Origin of the sequence: Budvicia diplopodorum, from assembly GCF_009800925.1 — a bacterium.
In the GTDB taxonomy this organism is placed as follows: Bacteria; Pseudomonadota; Gammaproteobacteria; order Enterobacterales; family Enterobacteriaceae; genus Budvicia; species Budvicia diplopodorum.
In genome coordinates this window covers 92,102-118,290 of the sequence record NZ_WOYF01000009.1, presented here as the reverse complement: position 1 = coordinate 118,290, position 26,189 = coordinate 92,102, and the positions used below count along the sequence as shown (strand labels likewise).

At 46.1% G+C, this 26,189-nt stretch carries 24 protein-coding genes; 10 read left to right on the top strand and 14 right to left on the bottom strand.

Annotated features, from left to right (window positions below; all coding sequences use genetic code 11):
- Positions 1-298 precede the first annotated feature (298 nt).
- Positions 299-1,051, top strand: coding sequence for a DUF4184 family protein (locus GVI43_RS10345; RefSeq protein ID WP_159566779.1), 753 nt, complete (start codon positions 299-301; stop codon positions 1,049-1,051).
- Between the two features lie 14 nt (positions 1,052-1,065).
- Here the strand turns inward: GVI43_RS10345 and GVI43_RS10340 are convergent, their stop codons facing one another.
- A complete protein-coding gene (locus tag GVI43_RS10340) occupies positions 1,066-1,902 on the bottom strand; it encodes a nucleotidyltransferase domain-containing protein (protein ID WP_159566778.1) in 837 nt (278 codons plus the stop codon).
- 208 nt (positions 1,903-2,110) lie between these two features.
- Here GVI43_RS10340 and rtcR point away from each other — a divergent pair, with 208 nt between their 5' ends.
- Positions 2,111-3,709 carry an RNA repair transcriptional activator RtcR gene (gene rtcR, locus GVI43_RS10335; protein WP_159566777.1) on the top strand — a complete coding sequence of 533 codons (1,599 nt, stop codon included), beginning with the start codon at positions 2,111-2,113 and terminating at the stop codon, positions 3,707-3,709.
- Positions 3,710-3,779: 70 nt separating this feature from the next.
- Here the strand turns inward: rtcR and clpB are convergent, their stop codons facing one another.
- From clpB to rluD, 3 genes are all read right to left on the bottom strand, one after another.
- Positions 3,780-6,353, bottom strand: a complete 2,574-nt coding sequence (gene clpB / locus GVI43_RS10330) for an ATP-dependent chaperone ClpB (RefSeq protein ID WP_159566776.1) — start codon at positions 6,351-6,353, stop codon at positions 3,780-3,782.
- A 133-nt stretch (positions 6,354-6,486) separates the two neighbouring features.
- Positions 6,487-7,218, bottom strand: coding sequence for a purine nucleoside phosphorylase YfiH (gene yfiH / locus GVI43_RS10325; RefSeq protein ID WP_159566775.1), 732 nt, complete (start codon positions 7,216-7,218; stop codon positions 6,487-6,489).
- Positions 7,218-8,195 carry a 23S rRNA pseudouridine(1911/1915/1917) synthase RluD gene (gene rluD / locus GVI43_RS10320; RefSeq protein WP_159566774.1) on the bottom strand — a complete coding sequence of 326 codons (978 nt, stop codon included), beginning with the start codon at positions 8,193-8,195 and terminating at the stop codon, positions 7,218-7,220. Before rluD ends, yfiH begins: the two co-directional genes overlap by 1 nt.
- 133 nt (positions 8,196-8,328) lie before the next feature.
- On the opposite strand from rluD, the gene bamD reads away from it, so the two are divergent.
- Positions 8,329-9,060 carry an outer membrane protein assembly factor BamD gene (gene bamD, locus GVI43_RS10315; protein WP_159566773.1) on the top strand — a complete coding sequence of 244 codons (732 nt, stop codon included), beginning with the start codon at positions 8,329-8,331 and terminating at the stop codon, positions 9,058-9,060.
- 214 nt (positions 9,061-9,274) lie between these two features.
- Positions 9,275-10,456 (top strand): pyridoxal phosphate-dependent aminotransferase, encoded by a 1,182-nt coding sequence (locus tag GVI43_RS10310; RefSeq protein ID WP_159566772.1) that lies wholly within the window; start codon positions 9,275-9,277, stop codon positions 10,454-10,456.
- Between the two features lie 86 nt (positions 10,457-10,542).
- Here the strand turns inward: GVI43_RS10310 and rplS are convergent, their stop codons facing one another.
- The 5 genes from rplS to ffh form a co-directional block, all read right to left on the bottom strand.
- The gene (gene rplS / locus GVI43_RS10305; protein WP_159566771.1) at positions 10,543-10,899 is read right to left on the bottom strand and encodes a 50S ribosomal protein L19; all 357 of its coding nucleotides are present in this window, start codon (positions 10,897-10,899) and stop codon (positions 10,543-10,545) included.
- 56 nt (positions 10,900-10,955) lie between these two features.
- Positions 10,956-11,702, bottom strand: coding sequence for a tRNA (guanosine(37)-N1)-methyltransferase TrmD (trmD, locus tag GVI43_RS10300; RefSeq protein WP_159566770.1), 747 nt, complete (start codon positions 11,700-11,702; stop codon positions 10,956-10,958).
- 54 nt (positions 11,703-11,756) lie between these two features.
- Complete coding sequence (gene rimM / locus GVI43_RS10295) at positions 11,757-12,287, bottom strand: ribosome maturation factor RimM (RefSeq protein ID WP_159566769.1); 531 nt, start codon at positions 12,285-12,287, stop codon at positions 11,757-11,759.
- 18 nt (positions 12,288-12,305) lie between these two features.
- Entirely contained in the window at positions 12,306-12,557 is a 252-nt protein-coding gene (gene rpsP, locus GVI43_RS10290; protein ID WP_159566768.1) for a 30S ribosomal protein S16, read from the bottom strand.
- A 509-nt stretch (positions 12,558-13,066) separates the two neighbouring features.
- The gene (gene ffh, locus GVI43_RS10285) at positions 13,067-14,428 is read right to left on the bottom strand and encodes a signal recognition particle protein (RefSeq protein WP_159566767.1); all 1,362 of its coding nucleotides are present in this window, start codon (positions 14,426-14,428) and stop codon (positions 13,067-13,069) included.
- A gap of 176 nt (positions 14,429-14,604) precedes the next feature.
- Between ffh and GVI43_RS10280 the strand changes: the two genes are divergently transcribed.
- Complete coding sequence (locus GVI43_RS10280; protein WP_159566789.1) at positions 14,605-15,396, top strand: cytochrome C assembly family protein; 792 nt, start codon at positions 14,605-14,607, stop codon at positions 15,394-15,396.
- Between the two features lie 71 nt (positions 15,397-15,467).
- Positions 15,468-16,760: a CNNM domain-containing protein gene (locus GVI43_RS10275; RefSeq protein ID WP_159566766.1), complete on the top strand. Its 1,293-nt coding sequence runs from the start codon at positions 15,468-15,470 to the stop codon at positions 16,758-16,760.
- A gap of 105 nt (positions 16,761-16,865) precedes the next feature.
- Here the strand turns inward: GVI43_RS10275 and luxS are convergent, their stop codons facing one another.
- From luxS to yqaB, 4 genes are all read right to left on the bottom strand, one after another.
- Positions 16,866-17,381 carry an S-ribosylhomocysteine lyase gene (gene luxS / locus GVI43_RS10270; protein WP_159566765.1) on the bottom strand — a complete coding sequence of 172 codons (516 nt, stop codon included), beginning with the start codon at positions 17,379-17,381 and terminating at the stop codon, positions 16,866-16,868.
- Between the two features lie 158 nt (positions 17,382-17,539).
- Positions 17,540-19,102 carry a glutamate--cysteine ligase gene (gshA, locus tag GVI43_RS10265; RefSeq protein WP_159566764.1) on the bottom strand — a complete coding sequence of 521 codons (1,563 nt, stop codon included), beginning with the start codon at positions 19,100-19,102 and terminating at the stop codon, positions 17,540-17,542.
- Positions 19,103-19,171: 69 nt separating this feature from the next.
- A complete protein-coding gene (locus tag GVI43_RS10260) occupies positions 19,172-19,600 on the bottom strand; it encodes a YqaA family protein (protein WP_159566763.1) in 429 nt (142 codons plus the stop codon).
- Positions 19,597-20,163: a fructose-1-phosphate/6-phosphogluconate phosphatase gene (gene yqaB / locus GVI43_RS10255; protein WP_159566762.1), complete on the bottom strand. Its 567-nt coding sequence runs from the start codon at positions 20,161-20,163 to the stop codon at positions 19,597-19,599. Before yqaB ends, GVI43_RS10260 begins: the two co-directional genes overlap by 4 nt.
- A gap of 362 nt (positions 20,164-20,525) precedes the next feature.
- Between yqaB and pagP the strand changes: the two genes are divergently transcribed.
- The 4 genes from pagP to mgrA all read left to right on the top strand — a co-directional run bounded on the left by pagP (position 20,526) and on the right by mgrA (position 24,753).
- The gene (pagP, locus tag GVI43_RS10250) at positions 20,526-21,077 is read left to right on the top strand and encodes a lipid IV(A) palmitoyltransferase PagP (RefSeq protein ID WP_425482143.1); all 552 of its coding nucleotides are present in this window, start codon (positions 20,526-20,528) and stop codon (positions 21,075-21,077) included.
- Between the two features lie 232 nt (positions 21,078-21,309).
- The gene (chaA, locus tag GVI43_RS10245) at positions 21,310-22,416 is read left to right on the top strand and encodes a sodium-potassium/proton antiporter ChaA (RefSeq protein ID WP_159566760.1); all 1,107 of its coding nucleotides are present in this window, start codon (positions 21,310-21,312) and stop codon (positions 22,414-22,416) included.
- Between the two features lie 264 nt (positions 22,417-22,680).
- The gene (locus GVI43_RS10240) at positions 22,681-23,715 is read left to right on the top strand and encodes an NADP-dependent oxidoreductase (RefSeq protein WP_159566759.1); all 1,035 of its coding nucleotides are present in this window, start codon (positions 22,681-22,683) and stop codon (positions 23,713-23,715) included.
- A gap of 48 nt (positions 23,716-23,763) precedes the next feature.
- Positions 23,764-24,753 carry an L-glyceraldehyde 3-phosphate reductase gene (gene mgrA, locus GVI43_RS10235; protein WP_159566788.1) on the top strand — a complete coding sequence of 330 codons (990 nt, stop codon included), beginning with the start codon at positions 23,764-23,766 and terminating at the stop codon, positions 24,751-24,753.
- A 50-nt stretch (positions 24,754-24,803) separates the two neighbouring features.
- Here mgrA and GVI43_RS10230 read toward each other — a convergent pair whose 3' ends face one another.
- On the bottom strand, positions 24,804-26,060 hold the full coding sequence (locus GVI43_RS10230) for an Nramp family divalent metal transporter (RefSeq protein WP_159566758.1): 1,257 nt from the start codon (positions 26,058-26,060) through the stop codon (positions 24,804-24,806).
- Positions 26,061-26,189 lie beyond the last annotated feature (129 nt).

Here is a 26,189-nt window from a genome sequence, read left to right as displayed (position 1 = left end):
ACGCTAACCCGCCGGAGAGTCAAGGATTAAATCTGAGATTTTTGCCTGAACGCCTCGCGCTGAACGGCGGTTTGCCGTGTCAGTGGAGGCGCATTATAGGGTCTGAGAATCATCTGGCAAGCGTTAATTCAAAAAAGTAAGCCAAGCGCTTATTTATTCACCATAAGAATGGTTTTTATCGAGTAATACGGTCACATTGAACAATTTAGAACCATGAATTAGTTTTTACTTCATTTTATTTTCACACAGCACAAACAGAGTATCGGCATTAGTTCATCATCGAAATTCAAGGTCTACTATGCCATTTACCTTTGCTCATCCGGCGATTGTTTTACCTTTTGGTTCATTTCTACCCCGAAAATTCTCCATGACCGGAATGATTGCTGGCAGCATAGTGCCGGATTTTGAATATTTTTTCAGAATGGAAGTGAAAAGCCTTTACAGTCATTCATTACCCGGCATCTTCTTTTTTGATATTCCTGTAGCCTTACTGATGACTTTTCTATTCCATTATCTAATTAGAAATACATTGATAAGCAACCTACCCCACTTTTTACAATACCGTTTATCACCTATAACCAAATTTAAGTGGATGCCATATGTTAAAAATAATAAATCAAAACTGCTTCTTTCTATTATGTTCGGTATCCTCTCTCATCTATTCTGGGATAGCTTTACTCACCAGAATGCATTTTTTGTCACACACTTTAACTATGCGTTAACCACTCTAGATCTATTTCACTATCCAGTCGCCCTATCTAAAGTCTTACAACACACAAGCACCTTGCTGGGCGGATTAATCATTTTTATTTACCTACTTCGTATGCCGAAATCGGATACCGTTCCCAGCACTATTTCGCTTGAATACTGGTTAAGCGTTGCATGCCTATCATTAATCATTATTGCGATTAGGATGACTGGGGTATACCCCAGCCATCCGTTAGGTATGATAATTGTTACCTGCCTATCAGCCTTTATGGTCAGCTTAACTATTGCGCCATTATTCTTAACTATGAAAAGGAGCACATTAGAAATTCTCAGGGCTCTTTGATTTAGTGCTTCAAATTAGGACATCACGCATTTTCTTAATAGGCTATCTAGTACAGAAACATCGGGAAGATGCTCATCTTTATCTGCATCAAAAGCGTTTAAGCCATACCTATCTAGCTCTTGTTCAATAAAATTATGTATATGCACCAGCTTCTCACCATACTGAGATTCGGTATTTGCCCGTTTGACCTCCAGCAGGTAATCAATCTCAGCGATTAACTCACCGTATTCACCAGAATTAAGAATATCTAATAGCAAAGAGAATGGCATCGGAGACACGCTGGCCCGCTCATCTATCCACTTAACGGCTAACAATGGACGTAATACATACAAGTATTTTTTCAACCTGACAGTATCGCCCTGTAGATACCCGCGGAAGTTTTTCTTCGCCATTGATAGATAGTGATATCTGGCTCGGACAGTTGAAAAAAATTCATTTGCCAGCAGGCGAAGCTCGTCCATAAATACCTTATCTTCCCGGTAGACAATAGGGGAATCCAGCCATTCTAGCAGCGTTGGGTTTGCCCGTTTAAGCAACCCTAACGTTTTACGTAATTCCCAACCGCTGATATCTAATTCATCATCCAACGGCCGTTCAATAACGTCACGCCCCGCTTCAACGGTTAGGTACCATTCGGCTTTATGTACATAAATGAAGCGTACATCGTAATCACTATCCGTAGAAGCAAACCCCCACCCACGGCTACCCGACTCGCAGGCATAGAGGATCGCTACGTTAAATTTCTCTTCAATAATCTTTAACTCAGCAAGTATTCGGCTACGCATTTCGTCTGAAACTGGATGATCGCTGGCAGGTAAATTTAGCCGACCTAAAAGTAAATCCTTTTTCATTATGCTGTTCCTTCTTTCATCATTCAGGCATCAGAAAACGATGCTACAAAATATAGCATTGCGAATACTATGCCAACATCGCCAAACATAAAATAACCAACTGATAATAATACTTATTATATAAATTACTCCGCTATGGTGATTAGAGGTCTCGTACTCTGCCATGAAATATCTTATTCTTTGAGATAGCTTTTATATTTAAGGATAAATGATGAAACGGGTCGCTATTGGCGTTTTAGGAACCGTATTAGACAAGCGCGGAAAGCGTGAGAATCGATGGAACAAATGGCGTCCTACGGTAGGCCTTTGTCAGCAAACCGGCTTTCCTATCGATCGGCTAGAACTGCTACATCAGTCAAAAGATCGTGTAATGGCTGAGCAAGTTGCTCAGGATATTATTCAAGCGTCACCGTCAACACAGGTTAAGCTGGTTCCTATCGTGTTGCGCGATCCGTGGGATATTGAAGAGGTTTATACCACGCTATTAGATTTTGCCGAACGCTACCCTTTCGATCCTGAAAATGAAGAATACTTAGTTCATATCACTACCGGCACCCACGTCGTACAAATATGTTGGTACTTGTTGACTGAAGCGCGCTATTTACCGGCTAAGCTGGTCCAAACGATGCCGGTCAGAGAAAGAAAAGGTGAAGCGCAAGCAGCAGACCCTGCCGGTAGCTACGCCACCATCGATCTCGATCTCAGCCGATACGATAAAATTTCTACCCGCTTTCGCCAGATCAGTGAGAACTCTGTTTCCTATTTAAAGGCCGGTATAGCAACCCGCAATGCGATATTCAACCGTTTAATTGAAGAAATCGAACGCGTTGCCATTCGGTCAAAAGCTCCAATCCTGATGATTGGCCCTACGGGGGCGGGTAAATCATTTCTAGCCCATCGTATTTACGAATTAAAGTTAGACAAACACCAAATTAGCGGGAGATTCGTAGAAGTAAACTGTGCAACTTTACGCGGTGATAGCGCAATGTCGACGCTATTCGGCCATGTTAAAGGTGCATTTACCGGTGCTCAAACCGATCGCTTCGGCCTGCTTAGGGCCGCAGATAATGGCATGCTTTTTTTAGATGAGATCGGAGAGCTCGGTTTGGATGAGCAGGCAATGCTGCTTAAAGCAATTGAAGAAAAGCGCTTCTTTCCTTTTGGCAGCGATAAAGAAGTACAAAGTCACTTCCAATTGATTGCCGGAACCCATCGGGACCTACGCAAGCAGGTCAGTGAAGGCCTGTTTCGAGAAGACCTTTACGCGCGCATTAACCTGTGGACCTATAAGCTACCGGGGCTGGCACAGCGTAGAGAAGACATCGAGCCAAATCTCGATTATGAACTGGCCCGTTTTGCCAGAGAACAGGGTGAGCAAAGCCGGTTTAACGCGGAGTCTAGGCGTAAATATCTGTCGTTTGCGACTTCATCAGACGCATTATGGTCAGGTAACTTCAGGGAATTAGGAGCATCAGTAACCCGCATGGCGACGCTGGCTGAATCAGGACGAATTACCGATTCGGTCGTGTCCGATGAGATAGAACGCCTGCAGAATAGCTGGGGATATACCACTGAAAGCAACTTATTACCGGAGTTAGAGCAACCCATTGATTTGTTCGACCGCTATCAGTTGAAATCTGTTATTGACGTTTGTCGGACAAGTTCAAGCCTGTCGGAAGCCGGAAGAAAGCTATTCGCAGTATCCCGCCAACAAAAACAGCATCCTAACGATGCTGACCGATTAAGAAAATATTTAGTCCGGTTTGGTCTGAGTTGGGAAAAAATAAAAAATGCGTCCGACGGCTGAACGCTACAGGATTCAGACAAAATAAAAGGGTGACCGACCGTCACCCTTTTATATTTCTACCGGTTAATCATTACTGTTTGGCCACAATCTTATCGCCATCAACGTCTAAAACAGCGGGAACGCCCGGCAGCAGCTTTCCTGACAGAATTTGCTGAGCCAATGGGTTTTCGATCTCCTGCTGTATAGCCCTTTTCAGCGGACGGGCACCATATACCGGATCGAAACCCTCTTTCGATAACAGCGCCAGCGCATCATCAGTAATGCTAACCATATAGCCTCGATCTTCCAGACGTTTGTATAAACGCGCCAGTTGAATACGGGCAATCGACATAATTTGGCTTTCTGCCAACGGATGAAATACCACCGTTTCATCGATACGGTTAATAAACTCCGGACGGAAGTGATGGCTTACAGCCTCCATAACCAAATCTTTCATTTCGCTATAGCTAAACTGGCCAAAGCGCTCCTGAATTAAATCCGATCCCAGATTAGAGGTCATAATCACCACAGTATTGCGGAAATCGACGGTACGACCCTGTCCGTCGGTTAAACGACCATCATCTAATACCTGAAGCAGAATATTAAATACGTCCGGGTGAGCCTTCTCAACTTCGTCCAATAATATGACAGAATAAGGACGGCGACGGATAGCCTCGGTCAGATAACCGCCTTCTTCGTAACCAACATATCCCGGAGGCGCGCCCACCAAACGAGAAACCGTATGTTTTTCCATAAACTCAGACATATCGATCCGTACCATGGCGTCATCACTGTCAAACATAAAGTTTGCCAATGCCTTACCTAGTTCAGTTTTACCCACGCCGGTCGGGCCAAGGAACAGGAACGAACCAATCGGCCGATTGGGATCGGATAATCCAGCGCGGCTACGACGAATAGCGTTAGATACGGCCTCAACCGCCTCGTTTTGCCCGATAACCCGATGATGGAGATCTTGCTCCATGCGTAACAGTTTGTCGCGCTCCCCTTCCAACATCCGGTCAACCGGAATGCCGGTAGCTTTAGCCAATACTTCGGCAATTTCCGCATCGGTAACGCGGTTACGCAGTAGCTTCATGGTCTTACCTTCGGACTGCATGGCCGAGGCTAGCTGCTTTTCAAGCTCAGGAATTTTACCGTATTGCAGCTCAGACATTCGCGCCAGATCGCCAACCCGGCGAGCCTGTTCTAAGCTTGTTCTTGCCTGTTCCAGTTCAGTCTTAATGGTCTGAGTTCCGGACAACGCCGCTTTTTCAGCTTTCCACTCTTCTTCCAGTTCAGAATATTCACGCTCTTTGTGCTCTAACTCATCGTTAAGCATCTCAAGACGCTTCTTACTGGCATCGTCCGACTCTTTTAATAACGCCTGCTGCTCCAGCTTTAACTGGATAATTCTGCGCTCCAGACGATCGAGCGGTTCAGGCTTAGAGTCTATTTGCATACGAATGCTGGACGCGGCCTCATCAATTAAATCGATGGCCTTATCCGGTAGCTGGCGATCTGAAACATAACGATGTGACAGAGTGGCCGCAGCAACGATTGCAGGGTCGGTAATCTGTACATGGTGATGTAGTTCATAACGCTCTTTTAGCCCACGCAAAATAGCAATGGTATCTTCAACCGTAGGTTCAGCTACGTACACTTTTTGGAAACGACGCTCTAATGCAGCATCTTTCTCAATGTATTGGCGATACTCGTCTAAAGTAGTTGCACCAACGCAGTGTAATTCCCCTCTGGCAAGGGCCGGTTTTAGCATGTTACCCGCATCCATCGCCCCATCGCCTTTACCAGCGCCGACCATGGTATGCAGTTCGTCAATAAACAGAATAACGTTGCCTTCTTGCTTAGATAAATCGCTAAGTACGGCTTTCAACCGCTCTTCAAACTCACCGCGATATTTTGCACCGGCAATCAGAGCGCCCATATCTAAAGAGAGTACCCGTTTGTTTTTCAACCCTTCAGGGACTTCGCCATTAATGATACGTTGGGCTAAGCCTTCAACAATGGCGGTTTTACCTACGCCCGGTTCACCGATTAATACCGGGTTATTTTTAGTCCGGCGCTGTAATACCTGAATGGTACGACGAATCTCTTCGTCACGACCGATTACCGGATCTAACTTACCCTGCTCTGCGCGCTCGGTAAGGTCGATGGTATATTTCTTCAAAGCCTCGCGCTGATCTTCAGCATTCGCATCATTCACGCTATCACCACCTCTTAATTGATCGACGGCCTGAATCATTTTGCTGCCGGTGGCCCCGGCCTTTTTGAGCAGATCGCTCAGCTGGCCGCGTTCTTCTAATGCAGCAAGAATAAATAGTTCTGATGAAATAAATTTATCATTTCGCTTTTGCGCCAGTTTGTCGCAAAGGTTTAAAATACGTACCAGTTCATTCGATGGCTGAACATCACCGCCGGTGCCTTCAACCTGAGCCGTGCGGCTTAACGCATCGTCTAAATCACTACGCAGGCGATTAACATCAACGCTGGCTGAAGTCAGCAGCGGGCGAATGCTTCCTCCTTCCTGAGACAATAGCGCGCTCATCAGGTGGATAGGCTCTATAAATTGATTATCACGCCCCAGCGCTAACGATTGAGCATCAGCGAGGGCGAGCTGAAATTTGCTGGTAAGACGATCCAAACGCATAACACCTCCAGAGTAGGGTTAACATGTTGCTATGCAGTATAGATGAGGCTGTTGATGCGCTTTTCAAGGGTAAAGTCAATATATATTATGAATACTCTTGAAACGTATCAAGCAATAGAAAGGATACAAACGGTTAATCAAACCAAATAAGGCTGGCCATTCGACCAGTGTTCTTTTCTCGCCGATAAGAGAAAAATAGCTCCGGTTGGCTAACGGTACAATAGTCACCGCCATACACCCGAGAGATGCCCGCAGCCTGTAAACGCTGGCGCGCCAGCATATAAATATCAGCTAAATATTTATCACCTCTGGCACAAAATGCACGCTCCGCGTTAGGATCTATATCCATAAACGCCAGCCGTACTTCAGGCCCAACTTCAAACCGTTGAGGCCCGATAGCCGGCCCAAGCCATGCAATGATATCCACGGGCTGGGCGATAAAATGCGCCAAGGTATGTTCAAGAACGCCGGCCTGAAGCCCACGCCACCCCGCATGAGCAGCGGCGACTTCATTACCCTTAACCGAATAGAAAAGTACCGGTAAGCAATCAGCGGTCATAATGGCGCAAACTTGCCCCGGCGTTCGGGTATAGCAAGCATCAGCCATACAAACATCGGGGAGAGTGTGTTCCAAACATAAAACATCGGTACCATGAACCTGCTCAAGCCAGACAATATCTTGACTCAGGCCAAGCTGTTGACCTAACCGCTGACGATTCTGCAACACTAAACCGGCATCATCACCAACGTGAGCACCAAGATTTAACGTGTCGTAAGGTGCCTGACTGACGCCACCATTACGCGTTGTGCTGAAGGCATGAACGCCAGCGGGCAAAGTACCATCGGGCTTAAGCAACGGAATCACTACCAATTCATCTCATCTTTAAATATTTCAGTATCGGCACGCAGAGCAGCGACTAATTGCACCATATCCTCCGGTAACGGTGCGTGCCACTCCATCAACTCACCGGTGATCGGATGATGCAGGCGCAGCATAATGGCGTGCAGTGCCTGACGATCAAATCCACGTAGAGTCTGGATAAAATCGTCAGAAGCGCCTTTAGGTAACCGAGGGCGACCGCCATATAGAGGATCGCCTAACAGCGGATGAGTTATATGAGCCATATGAACGCGGATTTGGTGAGTTCTTCCGGTCTCCAGACGTAAACGCAAACGAGTATGGGCACGAAAATGCTCCATAATCCGATAATGCGTTACCGCCGGTTTACCCATCGGATACACCGACATATGGGTGCGTTTGGTCGGATGACGTGCAATATTGGCATCAACCGTTCCGCCAGCCGTCATGGTACCCATAGCAACGGCTTCATATTCACGGGTAATCTCACGTGCCTGTAGCGATTCGACCAACCGAGTTTGAGCAGGAACCGTTTTGGCTACTACCATTAATCCGGTCGTATCTTTATCTAAACGATGAACAATACCCGCGCGCGGTACATCAACAATTGCCGGATAATGGTAAAGTAGTGCATTCAGCACGGTTCCATCAGGATTACCGGCACCGGGATGCACCACTAAATCTCTCGGTTTATTGATAACAATGATATCGTCATCTTCATAAACGATATTTAATGGAATATCTTGGGCTAACCAACGGGCTTCTTCTTCGATCAGCGCGTTAATTGAGATACACTCTCCACCCAATACTTTTTCTTTAGGTTTGGCTACAATTTGTCCGTTAACCGTAACGCGCTCTTCTAAAATCCATTCTTTTATGCGAGAACGTGAATAATCAGGGAACAATTCGGCCAAAGCCTGATCTAATCGTTGTCCGAGTTGCGATTCGGCAACCGTTGCTTCAAGTTGTACTTGCTGTGACATAAATAACTTCTTAAGTTTTAAGTTGGGTTTTGACGGTAAAGCCGTTTAAAATAATATGGTATTGTACCTTGTACTTATTGGGAGCTTAACGGATAGTCTCCCTGAACAACATTCTGAGGATAAGCAAAACGTCATGATGCGTATGAAATATTTAGTGGCTGCTGCCACATTAAGCCTGGCGTTGGCAGGTTGCTCGTCGGATACCATTCCTGATAATCCACCGTCAGAAATGTATTCAACCGCCCAAGAAAAGCTACAAAGCGGTAATTTCCGTGCAGCCATAACCCAATTAGAAGCGTTAGATAACCGCTATCCTTTTGGCCCTTATTCACAGCAAGTACAGTTAGATTTAATTTACGCTTACTATAAATCAGACGATTTGCCGTTAGCGCAAGCAACTATTGAACGGTTCGCTCGTTTAAATCCAACGCACCCGAACATCGACTATGTGTATTACATGCGCGGCCTGACCGACATGGCGTTTGACAATAATACCTTACAAAGCTTCTTTGGTATCGATCGTTCTGACCGCGATCCACAGCATGCCCGTAATGCATTCCGTGACTTTACTCAGTTAGTTCAAAATTATCCGCAAAGTGCTTATTCGGCCGATGCCCAAAAGCGCCTCGTTTTCTTACATAACCGTTTAGCTAACTATGAGCTTTCAGTTGCACAATATTACACTAAGCGCGGCGCTTATGTTGCAGTAGTTAATCGCGTTGAGCAAATGCTGCGTGATTATCCTAACTCTCAGGCAACCCGTGAAGCGTTACCGCTGATGGAAAATGCCTATCGTCAGTTAAATTTACCAGCGCAGGCAGATAAAGTTAAACGAATTATTGAAACCAATAATATCAAAGATTAATTATCAATTATTCCCAATATATCAATCACTACGCTCTAGGTAGTGATTGATATATGGTGATAAATTGCCCATTTCCTCAGCGTCATCACCTTTCTCATTACCCCATTATCTGACCATTTCGGTCGCTCGTATTTACATTGTGCGCAGAACTCGCTAATTTTGTTGGGCCCGCTATTTGCGGCCACAAATAAAACCAACAATAGAGAGAAACTTCATGGACAGACGCACCCTATTAAAATCATCTGGATTATTGCTGGGCGGGCTAACGTTCGGAAATTTAATAACCAGTACCGCGAAGGCTAGTACCGACAATCAAACGGGCGACAAAACAACAAAACTGTTGCTCCAGCCAACTAAAGAGCAGCCGTTATTACTTAACTTCAATGAAAATCCGTTAGGCATGTCACAGAAAGCTCAGCAGGCCGTGATTGCCGCTCTGCCGACTTCGTTTCGCTACCCTGATGCTGCCAGAGAAAAGCTCATTGAAAAAATTGCAGAGTCCCATAAGTTAGATACAAATCAAATCTCTCTGGGCAATGGGTCATCAGAATCTATTCAGGCTGCCATTCAGATGGCCATTTACCGGGCTCAAAAAGCAGGAAAGCAAGTACAGGTTATCGCACCCGATCCAACCTTTAACTACGCTGAGCTTTACGCTAAAACCACCGGTGTACCAACCATTAAAATACCGCTGACGGAAAAGCTGGCATTTGACATTGAAACGATGAAAAAAACTGCGAATGACTTCCCCGGTTATTCGATTGTTTACCTGTGCAACCCAAATAATCCAACCGCAACCATCACGGCTGCAGACCTAATCGACCCATGGATCAAATCAGCGCCAGAGCGAGTGCTGTTTATTCTCGATGAAGCCTATGCCGAGTTTGTTACCGATCCGCATTTTCGTAGCGGCATTGAGCTCATTGCTAAAGATAATAAAAACGTTATCGTTACCCGAACCTTCTCAAAAATTTATGCACTAGCCGGTCTGCGTATTGGCTACGCGGTCGCCCATCCAGATTTAATCATGCAAATTGAACCCTTTGTCTCCCTGGATAATACTAATGCCGCCGGTGCCGTTGCAGCACTCGCTTCATTAGAGGACAAAACCTTCCTGACCATCAGCAAGACCTCTATAGAGACATCGCGAAAAATTGTGGTTAACGCGTTAGACAAACTCGGTTTGGCCTATTTGCCCTCTCAGGCTAACTTTATTTTCCATAAGGTTAACGGAGAGGTAAAAACCTATCAGGATAGAATGAAGGAATACCACGTTTTCGTCGGAAGAGAGTTCCTACCCGCCAGAGGGTGGAACCGACTGACGCTGGGAACACCGGAAGAGATGACCGCTTTTGTCAGCGTTCTGACCGAGTTTAGAGCAAAGGGATGGGTATAACCTCGGCGGTTATCCTGTTACTGACGGATAAAAAAAGGGTCTGGCAATAGCCAGACCCAGATATAACTAATAGCTTTGGATGTTGCTTAAGCTTTACTACCAAGACGCTCTTTGATACGAGCTGACTTACCAGTACGCTCACGCAGATAGTACAGTTTAGCCTGACGAACGGCACCACGACGCTTAACAGTAATACTGTCAATAACTGGAGAGTGAGTTTGGAACACACGCTCTACGCCTTCGCCGTTAGAAATCTTACGAACAGTGAATGCAGAGTGCAGACCGCGGTTACGAATAGCGATAACCACGCCCTCGAATGCCTGCAGACGTTTTTTAGTACCTTCAACGACCCATACCTTAATTTCCAGAGAATCACCTGGACGGAATGCAGGTACGTCTTGCTTCATCTGTTCTTGTTCAATTTGCTTAATAATGTTACTCATAATTTCTCTCTTACCCTAGGTAAACTGAAACTGCGGGAACGGTTACCCTTCCCTTATTAGTCTTGCTGCGAGTGTTCCTGTTGGAACTGTTTCAACAGCATTGCTTGCTCATCAGTCAGAGCTAGGCTTTTTAGAAGCTCAGGTCTTCTAAGCCAGGTTCGACCCAGCGACTGTTTCATGCGCCAGCGGCGAATATATTCATGGTTTCCCGAAAGTAAAACCGCCGGGACTTCCATATCATCTAACACCTCAGGACGAGTGTAGTGCGGACAGTCCAACAGACCGTCGGCGAACGAATCTTCCTCTGCTGACGACTGATGCCCCAGAACGCCCGGAATAAAGCGGGAAACTGAGTCAATCAATGTCATCGCGGGAAGTTCACCACCGCTGAGTACGTAATCGCCGATAGACCATTCTTCATCAACTTCGGTTTGAATTACGCGCTCATCCACGCCTTCATACCGGCCACAAATCAAAATCAACTTCTGATTCGCTGCCAGCTCGCAAACACCCTGTTGGTCAAGTTTGCGCCCCTGCGGCGAAAGATAAATAACCTTCGCCCCTTCGCCTGCCGCTGCTTTTGCTGCGTGTATGGCATCCCGTAAGGGTTGAACCATCATCAACATACCCGGACCACCGCCATAAGGGCGATCGTCAACGGTACGATGCCGATCGTATGTGAAGTCACGAGGACTCCAGAACTCTACACTCAGCAGGCCATTCTTTACTGCTCGGCCCGTTACTCCATAATCAGTAATCGCGCGAAACATTTCGGGGAACAGGCTTATTACACCAATCCACATAGTTAACGTTCCATCCGCTACTACCGTTTGATGCTTAACGCATCAGCTACGGAGCTAGAAACCAGGATCCCACTCTACTTCAACAAGTTGAGCAGTGAGATCGACTTTCTTGATAACTTGTCCATCCAAGAACGGGATTAAGCGCTCTTTTGCCCCAAAAGCATCTTTCAGGTTAGCCCTGACCACTAGAACGTCGTTTGAACCGGTTTCCATCATGTCTGTGATTTTACCCAGTTCATAGCCTTCGGTTGTTACTACACGGCAGCCCATAAGGTCTTTCCAGTAGTAATCGCCCTCTTCTAGCGGAGGCAATTGCTCAGCATCAACGGCAATCTCGCGATTGGTTAACGCATTAGCAACTTCACGATCTTCAATGCCTTTCAGCTTGATAATCAGATCCTGATTGTGACGTTTCCAGCTTTCCAGCTCTACAACGCGCCACTCACCGGCCTGTTGGATATACCACGGCTGATAGTCAAAAATGCTTTCAGACTGCTCGGTGGATGAAAAAACTCTGAGCCAACCCCGAATACCATACGTAGAGCCCAGTTTCCCGAGAACTATTGGATTTAGTAGTTTGCTCATTGCTGCCACCCAGACAAATTATGCTGCTACTTTGCTTGCGTCTTTGATCAGCGAAGAAACGCGATCAGAAACGGTAGCACCCAGACCAGTCCAATGACTGATACGGTCCAGATCTAAACGCAGACGTTCTGCTTGACCAGCTGCTAGCGGGTTGAAGAAGCCTACGCGTTCGATGAAGCGACCGTCACGCGCATTACGACTGTCGGTCACAACAACTTGATAAAACGGACGCTTTTTTGCGCCGCCACGAGCTAAACGAATTGTTACCATAACATCCTCTTTAGTTAATAAAACACACGGCCCCCATCGAGGAACGGGGTCCGGTGCAATATAAAAAGCCCGAAAATTTTACTCATTCTGGCGCAAAAAGCAACTTAAAGCGCCCGATATTAGTGATTCTGCATTAAAAGAAAGCCTGAATTTAACCGGCATTGCTGATAATTCAACAAACTGACTCTAAAATTAAATCGCCAATGCCAGAGTATCTCATCTATTGGAGTTTAAACTTAGTAATAAATTAAATTAAAAACTAAAACTGAATAATAAGCGCTAATTATTCTCGGCTATGGTGTACAACTCATCGGCAATGGAGATCCCGAGGTTAGATGGTTTGGCGCTACCGGAGCAGGCCCTCGTACAGAATGCGAAACTATTATTATTGAAGATCTGCCAAAGCGTGCAGCATTGCTGGCTGAATTAATTACGTAGATTTAATGTAACAAGCCCCCTTTAGCCGATGACTAAAGGGGGCTTGTTTTAGCGGATTGCGACATTCGCCATTAACGGCCCGGGAACCCTGGCGGCATCATACCTTTCATGCCGCGCATCATTTTGGCTAAACCGCCCTTCTTCATCTTTTTCATCATGCGCTGCATGTCATCAAACTGCTTAAGCAAACGGTTGACGTCCTGCACTTGCATGCCTGAACCCGTCGCAATGCGGCGCTTGCGAGAGCCTTTAATAATTTCAGGCTTAGCGCGTTCTTTATGAGTCATGGAGTTAATCATTGCCTCCATTCGCACCAGCACTTTGTCATCCATCTGAGATTTAACGTTATCCGGGATCTGACCTGCTCCGGGTAACTTACTCATCATATTAGCCATGCCGCCCATATTGCGCATTTGCTTGAGCTGATCGAGGAAGTCGGTTAGGTCAAAACCATCGCCTTTCTTCAGTTTAGTGGCTAGCTTCTCGGCCTGCTCCCGGTCAACGCGGCTTTCGATATCCTCAATAAGAGAGAGCATATCGCCCATGCCGAGAATACGCGAAGCAACGCGATCCGGATGGAAAGGTTCCAGCGCTTCAGTTTTCTCACCAACGCCAAGAAACTTGATGGGTTTGCCGGTAATATGGCGTATTGATAACGCAGCACCACCGCGGGCATCACCGTCAACTTTAGTCAGAACCACGCCGGTTAACGATAACGCTTCGTTAAACGCTTTCGCCGTATTCGCAGCATCCTGACCGGTCATCGCATCGACCACAAACAGGGTTTCAACCGGATTGATCGCGGCATGAACCTGTTTGATTTCGTCCATCATTGCTTCGTCTACGTGCAAACGACCGGCGGTATCGACAATTAAAACGTCATAAAACTTAAGCTTAGCCTGCTGCAATGCTCTATTAACGATATCAACCGGCTTTTCCTGAGCGTCTGACGGAAAGAAATCGATAGCAATGGCTTCAGCCAACGTTTCGAGCTGACGGATTGCCGCAGGGCGGTAAACGTCGGCGGAAACGACTAATACTTTTTTCTTTTGCTTTTCTTTTAAGAATTTAGCCAGCTTGGCTACGCTGGTGGTTTTACCTGCACCTTGCAGACCAGCCATTAGAATGACCGCCGGAGGCTGAGCGGCTAAATTCAGCTCATTATTTTCTTCGCCCATAGCCACCACTAACTCGTGGCGGACAATTTTGACGAACTCCTGACCCGGAGTCAGGCTTTTATTAACTTCTTGCCCTACGGCGCTCTCTTTAACTCGGCTAATAAAATCTCGAACTACCGGTAAAGCGACGTCAGCCTCAAGTAAAGCCATGCGAACTTCACGCAGGGTATCTTTAATATTGTCTTCAGTTAGCCGCCCGCGGCCACTGATATTGCGCAGCGTGTGCGACAATCGGTCGGTTAAGTTTTCAAACATCGTCTGTCTCATGCTCAACGTTATGATAAACCGCCAAGGCGGCAACTAATTTTAGCGAGTATAACACGAACAATACGCAGGCTTGTTATCGATACTTGCTGAGAACTGTTGGAGGGTGGCGTCACTAAGGCTATACTGGTAATACTTTTTCCATGGCCTATACAAACATCAACATTATGCCCGTTTTTGCCATCCTATCACTACTCGCTTATCTAACCAGCCTTGGGCTAGTCATTCCAAGCCTGCTTAGAAAAAAAAGCTTTCATCGTCGCTGGACGCTGATCGTAGCCGTCTTTGCACTTATTTTTCATGCAATCACGCTACAGCAAAGCATTTTTGATGTCGATTATGGGCAAAATTTAAGTTTGCTCAACATGGCTTCCGTAGCCAGCCTGTTGATTAGCAGCATCATGACCTTTGTCGCCTCAAAAGATCGCGGCTGGGTTTTACTGCCCATTGTTTATAGCTTCTCGATCATAAACGTTGCGCTGGCCAGCTTCAGTCCGTGGGAATTTATTACGCATCTGGAAGATAGCCCAACGCTGCTAGTTCACATTGTCCTAGCCCTTTTCTCCTACGCAACGCTGATTATTGCCGCGTTGTATGCCATACAGCTTGCCTGGATCGACTATCAGCTAAAAAATAAGAAGTTAAGTTTTACGTCTGAAATGCCGCCCTTACTGTCTATCGAACGCATTATGTTTCACATCACTCAGGTTGGTTTAATTCTGCTGACGCTGACGCTAATAACCGGTGTGGTCTATCTGGATAATATTTTTGGTCGGGAAAATATCCACAAGACAACCCTGTCAATCATCGCATGGGTGGTCTATATCATCCTGCTATGGGGCCACTACCGTAAAGGATGGCGCGGGCGTAAAGTTGTGTGGTTTAGCCTATCAGGTGCATTTTTACTAACGCTAGGATATTTTGGCAGTCGCTTGATTCAGGAAATTTTAGCCCACTAAGCTAGGTTTTTGGCAATCAGTCCTTATAGTTAACTTAACGGATTACCGCTAATCATTGAGGGCATAAATCGGTGGACGATGTATCAACCGGTACTCTTATTATCATTCTTGTCATTATGGTGCTAATTTCAGCCTATTTCTCTGCCTCAGAAACCGGCATGATGACGCTAAACCGCTATCGCCTGCGCCATTTAGCCAGCAAAGGCAACCGTCAGGCCCGCCGAGTAGAAAAACTGCTTCAGCGACCAGATCGTTTAATCAGTCTGGTGCTTATCGGTAATAACTTAGTCAATATTCTGGCCTCATCACTGGCAACCGTTGTTGGCCTGCGCCTCTACGGCAATATGGGCGTCGCCGTTGCTACCGGGGTACTAACCTTCATTATTTTGGTCTTTGCCGAAGTATTGCCTAAAACGGTTGCCGCACTCTACCCGGAGCGCATTGCCTTTCCCAGCAGCCTGTTGCTTAAGCCGTTGCAAAAAATTATGGCGCCGCTGGTATGGCTATTGAACGGTATTACCCGCCTAATTATGCATTTGTTTGGATTACGTTCCGACGTTAAGGGAACTGACGCGGTCAGCAAAGACGAATTACGTACCATCGTTAATGCGTCTAATCCGCTGATCTCCCACCGTTACCAAAGCATGCTGCTATCGGTGTTGGATCTAGAAGTTGTCAGCGTCGATGACATTATGGTGCCGCGTAGTGAAATTATCGGTATTAACGTCAATGACGAGTGGAAAGACATTCTTAAACAGCTAACGCACTCTCCCCATGGCCGTATTGTGCTTTACCGTGATTCGCTGGACGATGCCATCGGCATGCTGCGGGTCAGAGAGGCCTACCGCCTCATGATGGAAAAAAGCGAATTTACTAAAGAAACCATGCTCAGGGCCGCTGACAAAATCTACTTTATTCCTGAAGGCACGCCGTTAAACGTTCAGCTAGTGAAGTTTCAGCGTAATCGTGAAAAAGTTGGCATTATTGTTGATGAATACGGCGATATTCAGGGATTAGTGAGCGTGGAAGATATTCTTGAGGAGATCGTCGGTGATTTCACCACCTCAATGTCCCCTTCTTTGGCTGAAGAGGCGATACCACAGTCTGATGGCTCAGTGTTAGTAGATGGCAGCGCCAGCATTCGTGAACTGAATAAGGCCTTTAATTGGCGCTTACCCACATCGGCAGCCCGAACCGTAAACGGCCTATTGCTGGAATTTTTAGAAGATATCCCACCGCCGGGCACGCGCGTTGAGTTTAAGCATTACGTCATAGATATTCTTGAAGTGAATAATAATATGATTAAGCAGGTGCGGATCGAACCAGTAATCGGTGAATCACTGGGTAAAACCGTTGGTAAGTAGCCAATAATACAACAATATTACTAACTAACAGTGATTCTGACTAAAAAGCCCGTGTACTTCGATAAGTACACGGGCTTTTTGTTTATAGTCCTAACCAACCAAATATTACGGATGCAGCTCAGAAAGCTTATCTGTCGGCAAGGCAAGTTCATCGTTTTGATTGATGCCAATACCGCGACTAATGATGTTGCCGGCAATAGCATGAGCCTCTTCCAGTGAGTGCATTTCATAAGTACCGCATTGATACTCATTTAATTCAGGGATCTTCTTTTGATCCTGTACTTTCAAAATATCGGCCATTGCCGCCGCCCAGGCTTGCGCTACCCGAGACGCTTCCGGCGTACCAATTAAGCTCATATAAAATCCAGTACGGCATCCCATCGGTGAAATATCGATCACTTCAACACCGTTACCATTTATATGGTCACGCATAAAACCAGCGAACAGGTGTTCAAGGGTGTGAATCCCCTTTTCTGGCAAAATTTCCATATTAGGGCGACAAAAACGAAGATCGAATACGGTAATTGTATCTCCGTGAGGCGTTTTCATTGTTTTAGCTACTCGTACGGCCGGAGCTAACATGCGGGTATGGTCAACGGCAAAACTATCTAACAGTGGCATTTTCGACACCCCCTAAAAAAAATGATTTTTTTTGCACTTAATAGGAAACCTTTTCGCTATCCACTAGTCCTACATATTAGAACAACACTCGTTATTATCATCCCTCATGTAGAGATGTTTTATAAGGCCACTAGATCTGTGGCCTTTCTTTTATCTAACTATCGGCGATTTTGTTCCGCCAGATATTCGTCAAAGCTTTGAGTATCCTGCTTTTCCATCTTTTCCTGACGCAGAATTGAAGCAATGCGCTCTGCTTCTAAAGCTTCTTCAGTCAGTACTTTCAGGGGCTCTGACTGTAGCATGTGACGATACTGCTCAGCTAACGCCAAACCGAAACGCCCAATGCCCACATCTTTGACCGCCTGCAACATTCTGCCGGAAAATGTCAGCTCAGGATCGTCAAAAGATGATATTAATTTATTGCATACGTTCTGATATTGCGAATTATTATTCGCCCCATCTAAGACTTCGGCAACCCGAAGCAAATCAGCAAACAATGATTTACCAACCACATCAAGCGGTTGACGGGCCGCATCACAACCGATACCGATTGTTTGCCCCGGTTTGCGGCCTTCAAGAATCACACGATTCCAGTTGTAGCGTGTACATTGCAATTCATCGCTACTCATTTCAGGCGCATCGGCCAACGCGCACCAGATCAAAAACAGATCGAGGAAACGAGCCTGATTGGCATCAATACCAATTGGTGAGAATGGATTGATATCCAACGATCTGACTTCAATATACTCAACGCCACCGCGCAATAGTGCATCTGAAGGAGATTCACCGTCACGCGCGACCCGTTTAGGCCGGATTGGTGCATAGAACTCGTTTTCTATCTGTAAAATATTGCTGTTAAGCTGCTGATAGTGGCCATTTTTCTTTTGGTCTAATGGCTTAAACTGTTCTGCCTGAGTTGAAATGGCCTTCTTCAGCCCTTCAACGTAGGTCTCTAAGTGATTAAACGTAATTCCCAGATTGCTTTGAGAACTGTTTGTGTAACCCAAATCGCTCAAACGCAGCGAAGTCGCATAGGGCAAGTAACATACGCCGGTCTTCAGCTTCTCAAACGGTATTTTGACATCACGACCTTTAATAAAGGACGAGCAAATAGCCGGAGATGCGCCAAACAGATAAGGAATAACCCATCCGAAACGGTAATAGTTACGAATCAGACGAAAATAACCGTCAGAAATTTTCTCTTTACCACTTTCAGCGTCAGTAATCCCTTCCCGCGCTTGCCAGAACTCTAATGGTAACGAGAAATTATAATGAACCCCGGAAATCGTCTGCATCAGCGCGCCGTAGCGGTTCTTTAAACCTTCCCGATACAGGGTTTTAAAGCGCCCGATATGAGAAGTGCCATACTGGGCTAATTCAATTTTATCTTCAGAATTGATAAAGCACGGCATGCTTAAAGGCCACATGCGTTCACTGCCCAACTCGCGGCTTACGTGACGATGAATATCGCGTAAAAAATCCAGCAGATGGTCAACATCATCATCAACTGGTGTAATGAACTCCAATAATGCCTCTGCAAAATCGGTGGTTATCCAACGATTAGTTAATGCAGAACCGAGGGATTTAGGGTGTGGCGTGGTGGCTAACTGACCATCCGTCGTCACGCGAAGCGTCTCGCGTTCAATACCGCGTTGAATACCTTTTAAAACTTGAGGATGCGCTTCCAGCCAAGAAAGCGCTTTCGATACGTCCGGGATCAATTCGACCTCCCGTTATCAATGTTCAAATAACCTGCCAAAGCAAAGCACGGTGTCCGTAACACCATCTTTTCAGCTAAAAAAAGACAGACCTTTAAGCGTAATCACCATTACAACGGTATAGCGCAATGACTTTCCGACTAACATAAAGAATGTTACAGACCACCAGGGCAAACGCAGCCAGCCTGCCAGCAGACACAATAAATCGCCCATAACGGGCAACCAACTTAATAACAGCGCCGGAGAACCATAACGCTGTAGCCAAGTCATGGCTAATTTTAAACGTTGGTGGTGCTTTGGTACCGGAGCTAAACGACCAATAACAACGTTGGTCAGCCCACCTAAGGTATTACCTATAATTGCCACCACCAGCAATAATAAAGGATTAGTTTTTACCGTTGTTAGCAACGTCACTAACAGAATTTCTGAATTACCGGGCAACAGTGTGGCGCTTAAAAAGCTACTGCTAAACAGCGTAAACAACGCTAAAGCGTCACTCACAAATTGCGCACATCGATAGCATCCATACCGGCGGATTTTGCTGCCTGGAGGCCAAAAGGAGCGTCTTCAAATACGACACAAGAACCGGGGTTCACTTTCATCAATTCAGCACAGCGCAAAAAGGTATCGGGAGCCGGTTTATGGTTTTGTACATCATCAGCGCCAACCACGGCAACGAAGTGGTCACTCAGGCCAAAGTGCTGTAATAGCCGATCGGCAAAACCGTGCATGCTGCCGGTACCAATAGCCATTGGCCGTTTACCCTTGTAGGCTTTAACAACATCGACAATCGGCAACGGTTTAACCATGGCTAAAACAATGTCTTCAACGATATCAAACTTCTCTTGAGCCAATTTATAAGGATCCATATCGACCTGATAGCTATCGATAATAAACTGGGCAATCTTCCACGACGGGGAGCCATTCAGAGGAATTATCGCTTCCAAATCTAGCTTCATACCGTACTTTGCCAGAACTTCATCCCAAGCCTGCCGATGCCCGGCTTCGGTATCTAACAACGTTCCATCCATATCAAAGATCAAGCCTTGATAACGATCGTACATGGCAGACTCCATATTATTTAGATAACAGATTGCAAACCCTTTGGTTACTTTATCGTAAAATGAAATCAATGTCGCTCAAAGAGTTATGCCGGTATATCCCGTTCAGTACGCCGTTGAATATCACTCGTTATGAGCTTTATCTTCCTGATAAAACATGCTGATTGCTGAGCCAATTACTCCTTTTATCACCACGGGACCGGCGTTAATTGAGTCATAAATAGCCTTCTTTTAGTGAATTAGCGCCGTAGTTTCATTATAATGATGGCGATTTTTTAGTGGGCTAAGCAATCTCGAAGCCATGCGCTACTGTTCTAAGTATGGAAATGCGCACTACACACATTAGGATGAGAAAACAGAATTATATGAAACCAATTATCAGTGCAACCGTTTTGCTTGCTAGTTTATCGTTTAATGTTATTGCCGATGATGCGGCGGATAATGGTGTTTGGGATCGAATAAAAAGTAATGTCCAGAAAACGTGGGACTCTCCAACCAGAGATCTGTATGTTCCATTAAACACTTGGCATGCCCGTTTTATGTACGATAAAGAGAAGACCGACCAATACAACGAAAGGCCTTGGGGTATTGGCTATGGCGTTTCCAGATTCGACGAAGACGGCGACTGGCACTCTATTTATGCTATGGAGTTCCAAGACTCTCATAACGAGATCGAACCTATCGTTGGCTATGGCTATCAAAAGAATTGGTATTTTGGTGAAAGCAACGACTGGCGTTTAGGATTAGGTTTTACGGCTGCAGTCACTGCTCGTCACGACTACGGCTATATTCCCATTCCATTGCCGCTACCGCTGTTCTCCGTCGAATATAAGAAATTTGCACTACAAAATACCTATATTCCTGGAACCTATAACAACGGTAATGTGCTGTTTACCTGGGCCCGGTGGCAGTTCTAACGACAATTTTAGCGCTATTTGATACCATCTCTATACAACAAATAACAGTATCTCAGGGCCGGTAACGCTTAATCATTTTTCAGACGAATTAGCCTACCGGCCTGATATTTATCTTCCTAATTCATGATGTTCTATTAATATTAAGTCAGGGTATCCTCGTTTACCCCTATTCTAACCACGGATAGAATTTAACCTAACGGCTCGATCATCGTTTTAGCAATAGAGAAAAAATATGGATAACGCCCAACATCTTCCCGCTGCGAAAACCCGCCATAAGGAATATTCGCTAATTCTGGCGATGATCACCATTCCCGTACTGTTGTTTTTGCAACACACCCCAAGCTTTGCCATTATCGTGTTACTCAACCTATTGGCATTGGCCGCCATTTTAGGCAGTGCCTTTAGCGTTGTACGCCACGCCGACGTTCTGGCCCACCGTTTAGGTGAGCCCTATGGTTCACTCATATTAAGCCTGTCCGTGGTGATTCTAGAGGTTAGCTTAATCTCAACGCTGATGGCTAACGGAGATGCAGGGCCAACGCTGATGAGAGATACGCTCTACTCCGTGGTGATGATCGTGACCAGCGGGTTAGTCGGGCTGTCGCTGCTGATGGGCGGTCAGAAATTTGCCACTCAGCACGTTAATCTGGCAGGCATAAAGCAATATCTGATGGCTATTATGCCGCTGGCAATGATTGTTTTGGTGTTACCGGCAATGTTTGCCAGCGGTACGTTCAGCACCGTGCAGTTAATATTCGTTGCTCTAATTTCAGCGGCCATGTACGGCGTATTTTTGATCATTCAGACAAAAACCCACCAAAACCTGTTTATTTATGAACACGAAGATGAATCTGACGATCCCGATGACCACCAAGGAAAGCCTTCAGCGCATAGCAATGAATGGCATGGGTTCTGGCTGGTTATTCACCTAGTTGCCGTTATTGCCATAACAAAAATCAATGCAGGTTCATTAGAAACCCTGCTGAGCGGCCTGCACGCCCCCAAGCAGTTTACTGGTTTCCTGATTGCACTATTAATCCTTTCACCGGAAGGTTTAGCGGCTCTTAAAGCAGTAATGATGAATCAGGTTCAGCGCGCAATGAACCTGTTTTTTGGCTCTGTGCTTGCAACTATTTCGTTAACGGTTCCTTGCGTGGTAATTATCGCCCTGCTTACCGGACAAAATCTGGTGTTTGGCTTAGATCCGGCCAATATAGTGATTCTGGTCAGCGTACTACTTTTATGCCAAAGCTCTTTCGCAACCGGCAGAACCAACGTATTAAGCGGTACTGCTCATTTGGCCCTGTTCTTTGCCTATATCATGGTACTGGTGGAGTAACAGAAAACGGGTTTGTACATGCCGCTGACACAGCGGCATTTTTTTGTCCGCCGTTTGAAAATATTGCTCTAATCTAATACTTAGGCTAAAGCATAAAATGTATTTATCCGCTCTATTTGGCCGGCAAACGTAATCACTGTTCATCGGCCATGATAAAGAGTAGCTTTTCATATATCTCTTACATCTTTATATCGTTTTCAAATTCAATACGGTCAGATTAAACGCTCCGTTTCCCATTCATCATCTTCAATAAAGGAAGTCATTATGAGTCAGAGCCCACAAATCAATCGCAGTATTGTTCTCGCCTCTCGCCCGTTTGGCGCCCCTACTCCGGATAACTTCAGGCTAGAACAGCGTCCGGTTCCAACGCCTGAAAAAGGTGAACTATTACTACGCAACGTCTATCTTTCATTAGATCCCTACATGCGAGGCAGAATGAGCGATGAGCCGTCTTATGCCAAACCGCTGGAAATCAATGAGGTAATGACCGGAGGAACCGTCAGTCGGGTAGAAAAATCAAATAATCCTGAATATCTGGCAGGCGATTGGGTAGTCAGCCGTTCAGGGTGGCAAGACTATGCAATTTCAAACGGCAATGACCTGCTCAAGCTTGATGATAAATTTCCTCATCCGTCTTACGCCTTGGGTATTCTTGGCATGCCTGGCTTCACTGCCTATATGGGCTTGTTGGATATCGGCCAGCCCAAAGCGGGCGAAACGTTGGTGGTCGCCGCGGCAACTGGCCCGGTTGGTGCAACGGTAGGCCAGATAGGAAAATTGAAAGGATGCCGGGTAGTAGGTATTGCCGGTGGTGAAGAAAAATGTCGCCACGCCGTCGACACCCTCGGTTTTGATGCCTGCCTCAACCATCAACAGCCCTTTTTGGCAAAACGGTTAGCTCAAGCCTGCCCACAGGGCATTGACGTCTATTACGAGAACGTTGGTGGTAAAATTTTTGATGCCGTCCTTCCACTGTTGAATCCTAAAGCCCGAATTCCCGTTTGTGGCACGATATCGCAGTACAATACGACCTCATTACCCGAAGGCCCGGACAGGCTCCCGTTGCTGGAAAGCATCATCCTAAAAAAGCGGATCCGTATGCAGGGTTTCATCATTTTTGATGACTATGCTCATCGCTATGGTGAATTTATACAGCAAATGAGCCTGTGGGTTGCAGAAGGAAAAATTCACTATCGCGAACAGATTATTGACGGGCTAGAGAATGCGCCACAGGCGTTTATTGGCCTGCTGGAAGGCAAAAATTTCGGCAAGCTGGTTATCCAGATAGCAAAAGAGTAACTACAATCACTAGCTACTGAGCAGCCTAAGCAACTTAGAGGAAACATGATGCCCTACCAAGCCAACCCGAAACGATATGACAATATGCAATACGCCCGCAGCGGTCGCAGTGGTTTACAGTTGCCAAAAATTTCCCTCGGCCTATGGCACAACTTTGGTGATGTTACACAGTATGACACCAGCCGAAATATGATTGGTACCGCCTTTGATTTGGGTATTACTCATTTTGATCTGGCCAATAATTACGGCCCGCCGCCGGGATCGGCAGAAACAAACTTTGGCCGGATCTTAAAACAGCATTTTCATGCCTATCGGGATGAAATGATTATCTCGTCTAAGGCTGGCTACACTATGTGGCCTGGGCCTTACGGCGACTGGGGCTCCAAAAAATATTTGGTCTCTAGCCTGAATCAAAGCTTGAAGCGCATGGGGCTAGACTATGTCGATATTTTCTATCACCACCGCCCGGATCCTAATACGCCGCTTGAAGAAACCATGGCAGCGCTGGATCTGATTGTGCGTCAGGGTAAGGCGCTCTATGTGGGTATCTCTAACTATCCGGCAGATCGGGCAAAAGAAGCCATCCGTATTCTTAACGCATTAGGAACGCCCTGCCTGATCCACCAGCCGAAATACTCCCTGTTCGAACGCTGGATTGAAGATGGCCTACAGGACGTATTACAGGAAGAAGGCGTCGGATCAATCGCCTTTTCACCGCTGGCGGGTGGCCTGTTAACCGATCGCTATCTCAACGGCATTCCCGACGACTCCCGTATAGCCAGCAGCAGCCCTTCCTTGACAGCAGAACAGCTGACTCAGGAAAAGCTGAATAAAATTAACCAGCTTAATCAGCTAGCACAACGGCGCGGCCAGAAGCTGTCACAGATGGCTCTAGCGTGGGTATTAAGAGATGGGAAAGTGACCTCCGCTCTAATTGGTGCCAGCCGGGTTAGCCAGATTGTCGATGCCGTAATGGCGCTGGATAATATTGAGTTTAGCCAACAGGAGCTGAATGAAATAGAGCGTATTTTGGCGTAGTGAGTAAAACAGATTAGTAGCACCGCGGGCTTAGCGTTCGCAGTGCTCGATCAACTCAATATGAAACTGCCTACCAGATAGAGATTCAGGCTCACCACTAAAACCACAATCAATCGTCCGATATTCTGCATTACCGGGCTATTGACCATATCGCCCATCAGTTGACGGTTGCCGGTAAAACTCAGTAAAGGGATCAGCGCAAGCGCGATACCAAAGCTTAAAAATACCTGACTGATTAATAAGATTCGGGTGGCATCCATGCCCAACATAATCACCACAAACGACGGTAGCATCGTGACGCTACGGCGGATCCATAATGAAATTTTAAAGTGGATAAACCCCTGCATAACCACCTGTCCGGCTAACGTACCAACAACGGTCGAAGATAACCCGGCAGCCACCAGACTCAGGCCAAAGGTCACCGCGGCAAACTTACCGAGCAATGGCTCTAAGGTCACATAGGCCTGATCTAATTCTGTTATTCCCGTCTGCCCGTTAAAATGAAATACCGCTGCGGCCATAGCCATCATTGCCAAATTAACGAATCCGGCAATAGTCATGGCTACGGCAACGTCCCATTTAGTGGCCGAATAACGCTGTTCTCGGGTACCCTGTGAGTACTGTGTTAGCGCTGAATGCAAGTAAATAACGTGAGGCATAATCGTCGCCCCTAATACGCCAGCGGCTAAAAATACGGCTTCATTATTAGGTAAACCGGGGAACAGCATACCCGTCGCCAGACTGCCTATTTCCGGCTGAGAAAAAGCCAGTTCAATTATATAGGCTGCGGCGACAAACAGTAGAAAGGCGCAGATAACTCGCTCAAGCGGTTTTTGGCCACGGCTTTGAAGCATGAGAATCAGGAAAGTACAGATACCGGTGATAATGGCACCGTTCAGTAAGCTAATACCCAACAGTAATTTGAAACCGATCGCCGCACCGATAAATTCAGCTAAGTCGGTCGCGATAGCAATGAGCTCAGCCTGAACCCAATAAAACCAAACCACTGGACGAGGGAAACGATCGCGAATATGCTCAGCCAGATTTTTATTGGTGGCAATGCCCAGCTTGGCTGAAAACAGCTGAACAACCATCGCCATAATATTGGCCCACACAACGACCCAAAGTAACTGGTAACCAAACGCCGATCCGGCCTGAATATTGGTAGCAAAGTTCCCGGGATCGATATATCCAATAGCGGCAATAAAGGCAGGCCCCATCAAGGAAAGCCGCATTTTTCTCGATGCGCGATTAGACACAGAGGCTGGCTGAATCTCTGGCGGCACTACGGCACCTGAATCTGACATTTTCACGCCTCCCCTTATAACGAACCAATATCGCCTCTTTAATGATAATGATTATCATTTAAATAACAAGGGGATTAAACAAATCGCTAAAATAGATATAACTAAACGATTTGGGTAACAACTTGAGTA

Bases quoted from the DNA above. Each gene is read 5' to 3' on its own strand.
- GVI43_RS10345 (WP_159566779.1), top strand. From the start codon at position 299: ATGCCATTTACCTTTGCTCATCCGGCGATTGTTTTACCTTTTGGTTCA.
- GVI43_RS10340 (WP_159566778.1), bottom strand. From the start codon at position 1,902: ATGAAAAAGGATTTACTTTTAGGTCGGCTAAATTTACCTGCCAGCGAT.
- rtcR (WP_159566777.1), top strand. From the start codon at position 2,111: ATGATGAAACGGGTCGCTATTGGCGTTTTAGGAACCGTATTAGACAAG.
- clpB (WP_159566776.1), bottom strand. From the start codon at position 6,353: ATGCGTTTGGATCGTCTTACCAGCAAATTTCAGCTCGCCCTCGCTGAT.
- rluD (WP_159566774.1), bottom strand. From the start codon at position 8,195: ATGTCACAGCAAGTACAACTTGAAGCAACGGTTGCCGAATCGCAACTC.
- bamD (WP_159566773.1), top strand. From the start codon at position 8,329: ATGATGCGTATGAAATATTTAGTGGCTGCTGCCACATTAAGCCTGGCG.
- GVI43_RS10310 (WP_159566772.1), top strand. From the start codon at position 9,275: ATGGACAGACGCACCCTATTAAAATCATCTGGATTATTGCTGGGCGGG.
- rplS (WP_159566771.1), bottom strand. From the start codon at position 10,899: ATGAGTAACATTATTAAGCAAATTGAACAAGAACAGATGAAGCAAGAC.
- trmD (WP_159566770.1), bottom strand. From the start codon at position 11,702: ATGTGGATTGGTGTAATAAGCCTGTTCCCCGAAATGTTTCGCGCGATT.
- rimM (WP_159566769.1), bottom strand. From the start codon at position 12,287: ATGAGCAAACTACTAAATCCAATAGTTCTCGGGAAACTGGGCTCTACG.
- rpsP (WP_159566768.1), bottom strand. From the start codon at position 12,557: ATGGTAACAATTCGTTTAGCTCGTGGCGGCGCAAAAAAGCGTCCGTTT.
- ffh (WP_159566767.1), bottom strand. From the start codon at position 14,428: ATGTTTGAAAACTTAACCGACCGATTGTCGCACACGCTGCGCAATATC.
- GVI43_RS10280 (WP_159566789.1), top strand. From the start codon at position 14,605: ATGCCCGTTTTTGCCATCCTATCACTACTCGCTTATCTAACCAGCCTT.
- luxS (WP_159566765.1), bottom strand. From the start codon at position 17,381: ATGCCACTGTTAGATAGTTTTGCCGTTGACCATACCCGCATGTTAGCT.
- yqaB (WP_159566762.1), bottom strand. From the start codon at position 20,163: ATGTACGATCGTTATCAAGGCTTGATCTTTGATATGGATGGAACGTTG.
- pagP (WP_425482143.1), top strand. From the start codon at position 20,526: ATGAAACCAATTATCAGTGCAACCGTTTTGCTTGCTAGTTTATCGTTT.
- chaA (WP_159566760.1), top strand. From the start codon at position 21,310: ATGGATAACGCCCAACATCTTCCCGCTGCGAAAACCCGCCATAAGGAA.
- GVI43_RS10240 (WP_159566759.1), top strand. From the start codon at position 22,681: ATGAGTCAGAGCCCACAAATCAATCGCAGTATTGTTCTCGCCTCTCGC.
- mgrA (WP_159566788.1), top strand. From the start codon at position 23,764: ATGCCCTACCAAGCCAACCCGAAACGATATGACAATATGCAATACGCC.
- GVI43_RS10230 (WP_159566758.1), bottom strand. From the start codon at position 26,060: ATGTCAGATTCAGGTGCCGTAGTGCCGCCAGAGATTCAGCCAGCCTCT.